The 12,238-nt window shown below is 62.2% G+C and carries 12 protein-coding genes and 1 tRNA gene; 7 read left to right on the top strand and 6 right to left on the bottom strand.

Annotated elements, in window-relative coordinates; genetic code table 11:
• Positions 1–3: 3 nt before the first annotated feature.
• Complete coding sequence (gene ptsP / locus PAE61_RS06525; RefSeq protein WP_271114526.1) at positions 4–2,247, top strand: phosphoenolpyruvate--protein phosphotransferase; 2,244 nt, start codon at positions 4–6, stop codon at positions 2,245–2,247.
• Between the two features lie 56 nt (positions 2,248–2,303).
• Positions 2,304–3,008 (top strand): fumarylacetoacetate hydrolase family protein, encoded by a 705-nt coding sequence (locus PAE61_RS06530; protein ID WP_271114527.1) that lies wholly within the window; start codon positions 2,304–2,306, stop codon positions 3,006–3,008.
• Positions 3,009–3,023: 15 nt separating this feature from the next.
• Here PAE61_RS06530 and PAE61_RS06535 read toward each other — a convergent pair whose 3' ends face one another.
• The 3 genes from PAE61_RS06535 to PAE61_RS06545 form a co-directional block, all read right to left on the bottom strand.
• Complete coding sequence (locus PAE61_RS06535) at positions 3,024–3,425, bottom strand: DUF1178 family protein (RefSeq protein ID WP_271114528.1); 402 nt, start codon at positions 3,423–3,425, stop codon at positions 3,024–3,026.
• Complete coding sequence (locus PAE61_RS06540; RefSeq protein WP_271114529.1) at positions 3,422–4,675, bottom strand: 3-deoxy-D-manno-octulosonic acid transferase; 1,254 nt, start codon at positions 4,673–4,675, stop codon at positions 3,422–3,424. Before PAE61_RS06540 ends, PAE61_RS06535 begins: the two co-directional genes overlap by 4 nt.
• Positions 4,676–4,709: 34 nt before the next feature.
• Positions 4,710–4,783 (bottom strand) — tRNA-Cys (locus PAE61_RS06545).
• 128 nt (positions 4,784–4,911) lie between these two features.
• On the opposite strand from PAE61_RS06545, the gene PAE61_RS06550 reads away from it, so the two are divergent.
• The 3 genes from PAE61_RS06550 to PAE61_RS06560 are packed head-to-tail and all read left to right on the top strand — an operon-like array spanning position 4,912 to position 7,681.
• Positions 4,912–5,565: a protein-L-isoaspartate O-methyltransferase family protein gene (locus tag PAE61_RS06550; protein WP_271114530.1), complete on the top strand. Its 654-nt coding sequence runs from the start codon at positions 4,912–4,914 to the stop codon at positions 5,563–5,565.
• Positions 5,566–5,588: 23 nt separating this feature from the next.
• Complete coding sequence (locus tag PAE61_RS06555; protein WP_271114531.1) at positions 5,589–6,950, top strand: TolC family outer membrane protein; 1,362 nt, start codon at positions 5,589–5,591, stop codon at positions 6,948–6,950.
• A 23-nt stretch (positions 6,951–6,973) separates the two neighbouring features.
• Complete coding sequence (locus PAE61_RS06560; protein ID WP_271114532.1) at positions 6,974–7,681, top strand: hypothetical protein; 708 nt, start codon at positions 6,974–6,976, stop codon at positions 7,679–7,681.
• Positions 7,682–7,836: 155 nt separating this feature from the next.
• Here the strand turns inward: PAE61_RS06560 and PAE61_RS06565 are convergent, their stop codons facing one another.
• The 3 genes from PAE61_RS06565 to surE all read right to left on the bottom strand — a co-directional run bounded on the left by PAE61_RS06565 (position 7,837) and on the right by surE (position 10,305).
• Positions 7,837–8,787: a M23 family metallopeptidase gene (locus PAE61_RS06565; RefSeq protein WP_271114533.1), complete on the bottom strand. Its 951-nt coding sequence runs from the start codon at positions 8,785–8,787 to the stop codon at positions 7,837–7,839.
• 73 nt (positions 8,788–8,860) lie between these two features.
• Positions 8,861–9,517 (bottom strand): protein-L-isoaspartate(D-aspartate) O-methyltransferase, encoded by a 657-nt coding sequence (locus tag PAE61_RS06570; RefSeq protein WP_271114534.1) that lies wholly within the window; start codon positions 9,515–9,517, stop codon positions 8,861–8,863.
• Positions 9,514–10,305, bottom strand: coding sequence for a 5'/3'-nucleotidase SurE (gene surE, locus PAE61_RS06575; RefSeq protein ID WP_271114535.1), 792 nt, complete (start codon positions 10,303–10,305; stop codon positions 9,514–9,516). The genes PAE61_RS06570 and surE overlap by 4 nt, the downstream gene beginning before the upstream one ends.
• A gap of 133 nt (positions 10,306–10,438) precedes the next feature.
• On the opposite strand from surE, the gene PAE61_RS06580 reads away from it, so the two are divergent.
• Both PAE61_RS06580 and PAE61_RS06585 read left to right on the top strand, forming a co-directional pair.
• Positions 10,439–11,350, top strand: coding sequence for a sulfite exporter TauE/SafE family protein (locus tag PAE61_RS06580; RefSeq protein ID WP_271114536.1), 912 nt, complete (start codon positions 10,439–10,441; stop codon positions 11,348–11,350).
• Positions 11,350–12,222, top strand: a complete 873-nt coding sequence (locus PAE61_RS06585) for a TIGR02186 family protein (protein ID WP_271114537.1) — start codon at positions 11,350–11,352, stop codon at positions 12,220–12,222. The genes PAE61_RS06580 and PAE61_RS06585 overlap by 1 nt, the downstream gene beginning before the upstream one ends.
• Positions 12,223–12,238: the final 16 nt, after the last annotated feature.

The raw sequence follows: 12,238 nt of genomic DNA on the forward strand, positions 1-12,238 counted from the left end.
GCGATGGCGCTTCGCAAGGACAGTGATTCACGGCGTTTGCTGAGGCGGCTGCGCGATACGCTCGGTTCCGCCGGGGCGAGTCAGGATCGTCTGGACAGCATCACCCATCACATCGCGGATTCGATGGGAACCGAGGTGTGCTCGATCTATCTGTTCCGGGATGCCGACACGCTGGAACTTTGCGCGACCGAGGGGCTGAAGGCCGAATCTGTCCACCAGACCAGGCTGCGTCTGGGCGAAGGGCTGGTCGGGCGGGTGGCGCGAACCGGGCGGTTCATCAACACCGCGAATGCTCCGGCCGAGCCGGGTTTCCGCTTCATGCCCGAGACGGGGGAAGAGGTGTATTCCTCATTTCTTGGCCTGCCGATTCAGCGTGTGGGCGAAAAGCTTGGCGTATTGGTGGTGCAGTCGCGCGAGGCGCGGCAATTCACTGATGACGATGTCTACGGGCTTGAGGTTGTGGCGATGGTTCTGGCCGAAATGGCGGAACTGGGCGCGTTTCTTGGCACTGCCGAAGACAGCCTGCCTCTGGCCCATCGTTTCCCCAGTTTTTTCCGTGGCACCGGTGTGCAGGAAGGCTCTGCCGAGGGGCATGTCTGGCTGCATGAGCCGCGTGTTGTCGTCGCCAATCCGGTCGGTGACGATCCGAAGAAGGAAAAGGCGCGTTTGCTGGATGCGGTCGCGACGTTGCGGACGCGGGTCGATACGATGCTGGCCGAAGCCGATATGGTTGCGGACAGCGATCATGCGCAGGTGCTGGAAGCCTATCGCCTGTTCGCGCATTCGCGGTCGTGGCTGAAGCGGATGGAGGAGGATATCGATCTCGGTCTGTCCGCCGAAGCCGCTGTCGAGAAAGAACAGTCGCAGGCACGGGCAAGGCTGGAAATGGCCGCGGACCCCTATTTGCGCGACAGGCTGCATGATCTGGACGATCTGTCCAATCGCTTGCTGAGGATCCTGACCGGGCAGGGCAGCGATACCGGTGCCGAGATGCCGGAAAACCCGATCCTGATCGCCCGCAATATCGGGCCTGCGGATCTGTTGGATTACGGGCGCAAGCTGAAAGGCGTTGTGCTGGAAGAAGGCAGTGTCGGCAGCCATGCGGCCATCGTGGCGCGGGCGCTGGCGATTCCGCTGGTGATACACGCCAGCCGCATCACCTCTGAGGCGCTGAATGGCGACATGATCCTTGTCGATGGCGATGCCGGAACGGTGCATCTGCGTCCCGAGGAAAGCGTGGCCGCCGCCTTCCGCGACAAGATCGCCATGCAGGCCGAGGCGCAGTCGCGCTATGCCGGGCTGCGCGATCTGCCCGCTACCTCGACCTGCGGCACGCGCACAGAGCTGTTCATGAATGCCGGGCTGATGGCCGATCTGCCAAGCATGGAGAACTCGGGCGCAGAGGGGGTCGGGCTGTTCCGGACCGAACTGCAGTTCCTGACCCGCACCCGCGTTCCGCGCCGGTCCGAGCTTGCCGAGATGTATTCGCGCGTGCTGGATGCCGCCAAGGGTCGTCCGGTGGTGTTTCGCACGGTCGATATCGGGTCGGACAAGGTGCTGCCCTATATGAAACCGCAGGATGAGCCGAATCCGGCAATGGGCTGGCGGGCGATTCGTGTCGGGCTGGACAAGCGCGGCGTGCTGCGCATGCAGTTGCAGGCGCTGATCCGTGCTGCAGCGGGGCGTCCGCTGCATGTGATGTTCCCCTTTGTGGCTGAGCCTTCGGAATATCATATAGCCCAGAAAATGCTGATGGAGGAAATGGCCCGCGCTCAGCAGATGGATCGTCCTTTGCCGGTTGATATCCGGGTCGGCACCATGCTTGAGACACCGTCTCTGGCCTTCGCGCCGCCTTCCTTCTTCCGCGCCTGCGATTTCGTTTCGATTGGCGGGAACGATCTGAAGCAGTTCTTCTTCGCCGCCGACCGCGAGAATGAGCGGGTGCGCCGCCGCTATGACACGCTGAGCGAGCCTTTCCTGGCCCTGCTGGATCAGATCATCGCGCGGTGCAATGAAGCGGGCGTCTCTCTGTCCTTCTGCGGAGAAGATGCCGGGCGTCCGGTCGAGGCGGTGACGTTCGCGGCACTTGGGATACGGCGACTATCCATGCGGCCAGCCTCTATCGGGCCGGTGAAGCATTTGCTGCGCAAGATCAGCCTGACCGAATTGCGCGAGGTGATTGACCTTGCCCGGGCCGAGGGACGTCCTGTCCGCCGTGCCGTCACGGAATTTCTGGCGCGGGCCTAGATGCTGCGTTAACCTCTGGCGAAACGTTCCGCAGCGCTTCGTCACGAGGAGTTTTCATGGCCCAGAATCTGTTTCCTTCGCCGCCCTTGCCGGCATTGCCCGTACAGGGCCAGGAGGCGCGTTATCCGCTGCACCGTATTTTCTGTGTCGGCAAGAATTACGCCGCCCATGCCGCCGAGATGGGCGGTCAGGTTGACCGGGAACAGCCGATTTTCTTCACGAAATCTGCTCTGGCTTATCTGCCGAGCGGGATGGAAAGCAATTATCCGCCCGGAACCTCGAATTATCATTACGAGGTTGAACTCTGCGTCGCTGTCGGGAAGCCGCTCTTCAAGGCGGATATTGCTGCGGCCCGGGATGCAGTATTCGGCTATGCGGTCGGTCTGGATATGACTCGTCGCGATCTTCAGTCACGCGCCAAGGATGGCGGTCTGCCTTGGGATACGGCGAAGGATGTCGAGGAATCCGCGATTATAGGCCCGATCACTCAGGAGGCTGAATTCGGTCCCCTTGCCGATCAGCGCATCCGGCTGCGTCTGGACGGAGAACTGCGTCAGGACGCGCCGCTATCGGACATGGTGTGGTCGATCCCGGAGCTGCTGTCGCGGCTGTCGCATCTGTATCACCTTGCGCCGGGGGATATTCTGATGACCGGAACGCCGGCAGGAGTCGGGCCGGTTTCGGTGGGAAATCATCTGGTCGGAGATGTTGAGGGGCTTGCCCCAGTCAGCGTCACCTTTACCGAACCCGATCAGCCCTGACAGCGGCGGTCGGCCTCAGTTGGTCTGGCGCTTCGGAATAAACGGCAGGGGCGCAATCGGAACGCCATCTTCCAGCAAGGCACGGGCCTCGTCGGGTTTGGCCTCGCCATAGATCGAGCGATGGTCCTTGCGCCCTTCATGCATGGCGCGGGCCTCATCGGCGAAACGCAGACCGACATAGTCCGAGTTTGCCTCGATATGTTTGCGCAATTGCTCAAGCGGCGTTTTGTCGTCGCTTTGTGCTTTACGCGATTTTGCGGGAACGGAAGGGGACATCAGCGCACGGTCCACCGACGCGGTGCCGCAGACGGGACATTCTATCTGCCCTGCGTCGCGTTGCGATTCGAAAGCGTCGGATGAGCCGAACCAGCCATCGAAACGGTGGTTATCCAGACAGGAAAGTTCATAGCGGATCACGTTCTGTTCCCTTTCATGCCTGTTATATCGGCATGATCCTGCGTTTCTGCAATGTCGGCAGCGCCGAGAATCCGTTCCACAAGCGGGGTGACATCACCGGCACGCGACAGCAGAAGCCTGCGGGCATTCTGTCCCATCCGTGCGGCAAGTTCGGGCGATGCCGCCAGTTTCGCCAGCGTCGCCCCGGCATGTTTCGACAGTGTTTCGGCACCATCCACCGCATGCAGCAGCGCGTAATCCTCGGAGAAATTGGTGACATGGGGGCCGTGAAGGATCGCGCATTCATGAGCGGCGGGCTCCCACGGGGTATGGCCGCCTTTGGCAACCAGAGAACCGCCGGTGATGCAGATCGCGGCGGCGTCATACCAGCGATCCATCTCGCCCATTGTATCGGCCAGCAGAACCGGCTCGGTCTCGTCCGCGCCCTGAGAGCGCCGCGCCGGATGCAGCCCGCGCTGCGCCATCAGCGCGGCGATATCGTCCGCCCGGACCGTATGGCGCGGCGCGATAATCAGCCGAAGCCCGGCAACCTGTCGGCGAGCCTGCATGAATGCGTCCAACACAGGCCCGTCCTCGCCTTCATGGGTCGAGGCGGCAAGGATGGTCCGGTCCCGTGTCGGGGGCCGTTCCTGCGGGCGGGTGCCAGCAGGACCAAGAAGCTTGAGCTGCATGCGCGGCATCAGCGCCTCGGCGGGCAGGCCAAGATCCACCAGCCTTTCCTCGCTGCCGATATCCTGCGCCGAAAGCCCCTCGATCCGGCGCAGCATGGGCCGGATCAGCCAGGGCAGCCGCGCCCAACGCCGCGCCGAGCGTTCAGACATCCGTGCGCCGATAACGAAATGTTGTATCCCTGCCGCCTCAAGCGCCGCCGAACGGTTCGGCCACATCTCATTTTCCAGAGTCACCGCCAGTCGCGGGCGGAAACGGTCCAGAAAACGGCGCAGCGATTGCGGCGTATCCAGCGGTGCGAGCCTTGCCGGAAAGCCCCAGTCCCGGGCCACGCCGCGCCCGGTCGTGGTATTTGCAGTGACGATCAGCCTGGAATGCGCGGACAGCATTCCGATCACAGGCCGGGCCGAGCTCAGCTCTCCGACGCTTGCCCCGTGCAGCCAGATCGTCCCGTTATGCCCGGTCGCTTGCGGGTTTTCAGCACCGCCCGGCTCATCCAGAACCAGCCGCTCGGCCAGAGGGCCAGAGGCGAATGGCGCAAGTGCTGCGCCTGCCAGCCATGATGCGCTGCGATAGGGCAACGGCATAATTCCGCGTTCGGGGCAGGGGATGGCATGGAGGTGGGTACCGGAATCGAACCGGTCTTCACGGATTTGCAATCCGGTGCGTAACCTCTCCGCCAACCCACCGCCGGTCTGAGGTCCGGTTGGAATAATCGAAGATTCCGCGCCTTGCAAGCGCCAACCGGTCCAATCGGAACGTTGCTCCGACGGTTCTTTCGTGGCAGAAAAGGACAGCACAGATAAAAGGCATTCACATGGTCGATTTCTCTCAGGCCCGAACCATTATGGTGGATACTCAGGTCCGGCCGAATGATGTTACGAAATATCCGGTGATTGCAGCAATGCTTGCCGTCCCGCGCGAACGCTATGTGCCGGAATCGCGGCAGGCGGTTGCCTATGTGGGCGAAAACGTTCCTCTGGGCGGGGATCGCTGGCTGCTGGAGCCGCGGACTGTCTCGAAGCTTCTGGATGAGCTGAACATACAACCGGATGAGCTTGTGCTGAATATCGCGGCGGGTTTCGGCTATGATGCGGCGGTCGTGGCCCGGCTTGCCGAGGCCGTCGTGGCGCTTGAATCACAGCCCGACATGGCGGCGCAGGCCGAAACCACATTGTCCGAATGTGGCATCGACAATGTCGCCGTGGTCACCGGGGACCTCACCGCGGGTTGCCCCGGTCAGGCACCTTTCGATGTGATCCTGATCGCGGGCGGGATTGAGGAACTTCCCGCAGCGATCGCTGATCAGCTTCGCGAAGGTGGACGGATCGGCGCGATTTTTTCCGAAGGTAATCTGGGTGTTGCACGGATCGGCTATAAGGTAGATGGTAAAATAAACTGGCGATATGCCTTCAACGCGTCGGCGCCTTTGCTGTCTGGCTTTGCGACGGCAACCGGTTTCAAGTTCTGAGGACTGCACGGATGACAAAACGCATGAAAAAGATCGGCAAAGCCTTCCTGCAGCGCAGCATGGTGGCCGTACTTCTCGCCGGGACGGCGCTTCCTGCTGCGGCTCAGTCTCTGGGTGACACTCTGGTCGCGGCCTATCGCCATTCCGCGCTGCTCGAACAGAACCGGGCGGTTTTGCGGGCTGCGGATGAGGATGTGGCGACGGCAATGGCTCAGCTACGCCCGATTTTGCAATGGGCGCTCGACCATACTTTCACCGATCTCGACGGTGTCGAATCCACTGCGACCAGCTTCGGGCTTACCGCGTCGATGACGCTGTATGATTTCGGGCGGTCTCAGGCGGCCATCGATATGGCCAAGGAAACGGTGCTGGCCACGCGTTATGCGCTTGTTACCGTTGAACAAAGCATTCTCCTTTCCGCCGTGCAGGCATTCATGCAGGTCCGTGCCGCGACTGAGCAGGTCGAACTGGAACAGAACTCGGTGCGGGTGCTTGAACAGGACCTTCAGGCGGCACAGGACCGCTTCGATGTCGGTGAAATCACGGTGACCGACGTGGCGCAGGCCAATGCGGCGGTTGCGGCGTCGCGTGCCTCTCTGGCCTCAGCACAAGGCGATCTGGAAATCGCGCGTGAGGCTTATTTCGCGGCGACCGGCAACCGTCCGGGTACGCTCAGCGTGCCGTCTTTGCCGCAACGCCCTGCATCCCTTGCAGAGGCCCGTGCAACCGCACAGCGGAACCATCCCGCGATCCTTCAGGCGAACCGCGAAGTAGCGGCGGCTGAATTGGCCGTGGTCGCGGCTGAGCGTGAGCGTAATCCGACCTTTACCGGTTCTGCCGGGGTGTCAGCTGATAAAGAGGGCGATTCGCAGGGGCGGATCGGACTGCAATTGTCGCAGACCATCTATAGCGGTGGACGCCTGTCCGCTGCGCATCGCAAGGCGATGGCGAATCGTGATGCGTCCCGTGCCTCCCTGCTGAATTCGGCGCGTGAAGTGGATGAGGCGGTGGGAACCGCCTGGGCCAATATCGACGTGGCGGCGGCGCAGATCGGGGCGATCAACGAACAGATTTCTGCGGCGCAACAGGCCTATGACGGGGTCCGGGAAGAAGCCTTGCTGGGGGCGCGGACGACGCTGGATGTTCTGGATTCCGAACAGGCGCTGCTTGAGGCGCGGGCGGATATGATTACCGCAGAAGCCAATCTGCAATTAGCACATTATCAATTATTGTCCGCTATGGGTTTGTTGACGGTGGAAGACCTGCAACTTGGAATACCCACATATGACCCATCAGCTTACTATAATGCCGTGCGCGATGCGCCCTATACCAGCCGGCAGGGCGAAAGCCTCGACCGGGTTCTGCGCGCGATCAACCGCGAGTGATATTTGGAAAACCGGGGGTGGTCATGGCTGAGCCGCAGGCCATCCCCGCAGACCAGACCTCCCCTGAAATCGGTGACGTTCTTGCTTCTATCCGGCGTCTGATCGCGCAGGAGGATATTTTGCCCGGTTATCCCCGCCTCATGCGGCAGATCGAATCGAAGCTGAGCCAGACGGCAATGTCCGGGTCCCCTGACCGGGTGGAGATGGGTGAAACACCTGCCAGTGCGGGTGATCGGGATGCTCCGATGCTTCTGAATGGCGGATCGCTCGCCGCTGTACAGGAGCATGACGATAAAGTCCCTGACATTGCCCCGGAAGGCAGGACCTTCATGACCGGCGCAGGGCCGGGCGACGCGGATCTTCCGCCATGTGCCGACGAATCAACGGACGGGGCTCCGTCGATTTCAACCATCATTCCGCATCAATCTGCGACCACCCAACCCGAAACACATGAAATGGAGACTGGCATGATGCTTGCCGAAATCGCTCGTGAAAACGCGAACCAACCCGCCCAGAAACCGCAGGCAGAGGAAGGTTTCGATCTGTTCGCGGCTGACAACTCCGATCAGGTGGACCATCTCTCCGGCGGCAATGCCCTGCGCAATCTGGTGCGTGACGTGATCCGGCAGGAACTGCAGGGAGAGATGGGTGAGCGGATCAGCCGCAACCTGCGCCGCGCCATCCGGCAGGAAGTCACTTCCTCGATTGAGGCAGGGCTGCGGACCTCCTGACTGCCGCCTGCTTTGTCGCGCCGTTAACCCTCCGCACGGCGCGAGGCGAAGCCGTCCCTTAGCGGGGCGGCTTCAGTCTGTTGCGGGGATATGCATCTGTGCCGGTTTCAGCGGTAGCCGGGCACAGCGGCAGCCCGGCTCGGCAGCGGCCTGGCTCAGAGGTAATCTTCGGGGTCAGCGCTTTCGAAACCCTGACGGACCTCGAAGTGAATCGAGCCGGAATTGCCAGCGGTGCCAACTTTCTGCCCGGCAGAGACCTGATCGCCCTTTTGCACCGAAAGCTGTGACAGCCCGGCATAGACCGTCAGCAACTCTCCCTCATGGCGGATGACGACGATCGGAACGCCATCCGTATCACGGGTAATCGCGGCGATGCTGCCATTGCCCGCCGCTTCGACAGCGGTTCCGGGCGCGGCGGCGATGTCGATTCCTTCGTTGCTTCCCTTGCTGTAGGTTCGCACGATTGCTCCGGCAACCGGCATCCGGAACCTGCCCGAGCCGCTGGCTGCGGTCCGCGTCGCGCCAAGATCCGGCGTTGCGGGCTTGGGACTCGGCGCAGATGATGGTGCGGTTTCCTCATCCGGCAAAGGCTGCGAGGCAGAAGGCGGGGTCGGGGTCGGCGAGCCGGTGCCCGGTGCCGTGACAGTGTTTGCCGTCCGGACAGCATGGGCGGGGATATTCAGCGACTGACCAACCCGCAGCGTCATTGCTGCGTCCAGCGAGTTGGCTTCGGCGAGTTGCTGCACCGAGATCCCGTAACGGCGTGCGATGGACCACCCGGTTTCACCTGCGACGACGCGGTGGGTGGTGGCCTCTCTCATGGTTGTTGTCGCGGATGCCGTGTTGCTGGCCGATGTGGCGCCTCCGCCCGGGATATCGGGTTGCGCGACGCCCTGACCCGCAAAGGGATCGCGCACGACCGGGCTTGCCCCTGCGGTATTACCGGCATCCGCCGCGCGGCCCATGCTGGGGAAGCTGGTCGCAGTGGAGCCGCCGCCGCCGATCCGCTGAATATCCTGCTGCACGGCTGGAAATGCTGAACACCCAGCCAGACCAACCGTCAGCGACATCGCTGCCATGCTTTTGAAAATCGTTCTGCTGCTCATCTGCCTGTCTGGTCCGCCTGTCCGTTCGCTCACAAACCACCTTTGTCGCGACATGCTTCCGGTGCAGGGGGGCTCAGCCCAACCCTTCGACCAGTGGCACGAAACGCACCTGGCGCAGTTCGTGGTATTCAAAGCCTGTTTCAGTCCGGTTAACCCGGATCAATGTCTGTACCGCATCGGACTGCCCGACCGGCACGACCATGATACCGCCGATTTTAAGCTGCGCCAAGAGCGGGCCGGGCGGATCCTCGGCTGCTGCTGTGACGATTATGCGATCAAACGGGGCCTGTTCGGCAAGCCCGTGACTGCCATCGGCCAACCTCACGGTGATATTCGACAGGCGCAGGCGCTGAAACAGCGCCTCGGCCTCGGTCACAAGCTGGCGATGACGCTCGACCGTATAGACCCGGCGGCACAGCCCGGACAGCACGGCGGCCTGATAGCCAGAGCCGGTGCCGATTTCCAGCACCGTGTCGCGGGGGCCGGGGTTAAGCGCCTGTGTCATCAGCCCGACAACCGAGGGCTGGCTGATCGTCTGCCCGCACTGGATCGGCAGCGGCGTATCCTCATAGGCGCGGTCTTCGAAATGTCCCCGGACGAATTCGCCCCGGTCGATCCGCTCCATCGCCGCGAGAACGCGTGGATCGGTCACCCCGTGCGAGCGGAGCTGGAACAGGAACCGCATCTTGCGTTCCGCATGTCCGGCGCCATCGTCATCCCCGGCGTTCATGCCTCCAATGCCCTCCTGAGATCGGCCAGAGAGGAATGGCAGGTCAGATCCGCACGCATCGGGGTGACCGTCGTATATCCCTCAAGATTGAACATCAGATCGCTGTCTTTCGTGCCTTCCGCATCCTGAGGCGCACCGCGCACCCACAGGAAGCGGCGGCCATTCGGGGCCACGAAGGGCTCGACCGAGAAACCGGCTCCGCGACGGCGACCCTGAGGGGCCACACGCAGCCCTTTCATCCCATCCGCAGAGGTTGGCGGAAAATTGACATTATAGAACAGCCGGAAATCCTGATCCGCGTTCCAGTCGGCGTGATCCAGCAATTGCCTGACGATATCGCCGCCATGTTTGCGGGCGCATTCGAAGGGATCGTCCAGCGCCAGCATCGCCGGTCCGAAATATTGCGAGAGCGCGATTGCGGGCAGCCCTTGCAGCGCCGCCTCCATCGCGCCGCCCACCGTGCCGGAATAGGCAGCGTTCTCGCCCGAATTATTGCCGCGATTCACGCCCGAGATCACCAGATCCGGCGGCGCATCGGCCATGATGTCGTGAATGGCGGCCAGAACGCAATCCGCAGGCGAGCCCTCGGCTGCGTATCGCCGCTCTGCCAGTTGGGCGATCATGGTCGGGTGGGAGAAGGAAATGCAATGAGCGACGCCGGATTGCTCGAAAGCCGGTGCGACGACCCAGACCTCGCCTTCGGGGCCGGCAATCTCGGCGGCGATTTCTTCGGCGACCTTCAGGCCGGGTGCGTTGATGCCGTCATCATTGGTGATCAGGATGCGCATGATATCCCCTTTTTGACGGGTCCATGATTAGCCCTCGTCCGTTTGCGCGGCAACCGGGCAATTTTAGGCGAATGCGGCTTTGACGCGGGCCGGGTTGCGGGTCTAGAAGAAGCCAGCCAGCGGATGTCGGACCATGCAGATCTACCTTCCCATCGCCGAAGTGGCGGTGAACGCATTTACTCTTATCGGACTTGGCGGAATCGTCGGGTTGATGAGCGGCATGTTCGGAGTTGGCGGCGGTTTCCTGATAACGCCCCTGCTGTTCTTCATCGGCATACCGCCCGCGATTGCGGTGGCCACCGGGGCCAATCAGGTTGTGGCCTCTTCCGTCTCCGGTGTGCTGGGGCACGTCAAACGGCGCACGGTCGATTTCCGCATGGGGCTGGTGCTGCTGGTCGGCGGTCTGATCGGCTCGGCGCTTGGGGTTCTGGTCTTCAACCTGCTGCAAAGGATCGGGCAGGTCGAACTGGTCGTCCAGCTCAGCTATGTGGTGATGCTGGGTATCGTCGGCTCGATGATGTTTCTGGAAAGCCTCAGGGCGCTCAGGCGGACGCGATCGGGTGTGCGGACCAAGCGCAAGCAGCATGGCTGGATCCATGCCTTGCCGTTCCGGGTGAAGTTCCGGACATCGGGGCTGTATCTCAGCGTGATCCCGCCGCTTGTCGTGGGAATGCTGGTCGGAGTCCTGTCCGCGATGATGGGCGTGGGTGGTGGCTTCATCATGGTGCCGGCGATGATCTATCTGCTGGGGATGCCGACCAAGGTCGTGATCGGGACCTCGTTGTTTCAGATCACCTTCGTCACCGCCTTTACCACGCTGATGCATGCAATCAGCTATAATACGGTCGATGTCATGCTGGCGGTTCTGCTGATTGTCGGCGGCGTGACCGGGGCGCAGATAGGCACCCATCTCGGATCGCGGCTGAGGGCAGAGCAGCTTCGGATTCTGCTTGCCATCGTGGTGCTTGCGGTCTGCGTGAAGCTGGCGCTCGATCTGTTCCTGCGGCCCGAGAATCTGTACTCGCTGACACCGGGGATTGTGTAATGCGGCGGATTGCTATCCTTCTGGCATTTCTCATCGCCGCGCCTGTTGCGGGTCAGGAAACCACGCGGCAGGCCGATCCGGCGCAGGAAGAGTTCCCGATCATGTCCTTTCCCTCGCCGGAATCGACACGTGGCGAACCGCCCGAGCGTCCGCACGAAAGCGCCGAGCAGGTTGTGGCGGGGATTTCCTCTGACGCGGTATCGATCACGACCAGCTTCGACGGCTCTGAAATCATCATCTTCGGCGCGGTCCGTCGTGAGACGCCGATTCCGATGACGGGGCCGCTGAACGTGATCGTGACGGTCGAGGGTCCATCGCGCAGCGTCACGGTGCGGCGCAAGCAGCGCAAGCTGGGAATCTGGGTGAATACGGAAAGTGTCGTGGTCGGTGCGGCACCAAGTTTCTATTCGGTGGCATCGACTGGCACTCTGGGTCTGATCCTTGATGAGGATGAGGATGCGCGTTACCGGATCTCGATTCCGACGGCGATGCGGGCCTTCGCGCGGCCTGTGGATGTCGAGGATCCGGTCGATTTCACCGAGGCGATGATCGTGTCGCGGATCGCGGATGGAACGTATCGGCTGAAACAGAATGCGGTGCGGCTGGTCGAGGACACCTTGTTCCGTGCCGATTTTCGTCTGCCTGCGAATCTGGTCGAGGGGTCCTATAAGACGCGCATCTTCCTGGTGCGGCAAGGCAGGGTGATCGACAGCTATTCCGCCCCGCTGGAGGTGCGCAAGGTCGGTCTGGAACGCTGGCTTTACCGGCTGGCCTTCGATCGTCCCTTCGCCTATGGGCTGATGTCGCTGCTTATCGCGGCCTTTGCCGGTTGGGGGGCCTCGGCGGCGTTCCGTGCGTTGCAGCGCAATTAAGGGTGGCTTGCGGCGC

The sequence above is a fragment of the Paracoccus aerodenitrificans genome, assembly GCF_027913215.1.
GTDB lineage: Bacteria > Pseudomonadota > Alphaproteobacteria > Rhodobacterales > Rhodobacteraceae > Paracoccus > Paracoccus aerodenitrificans.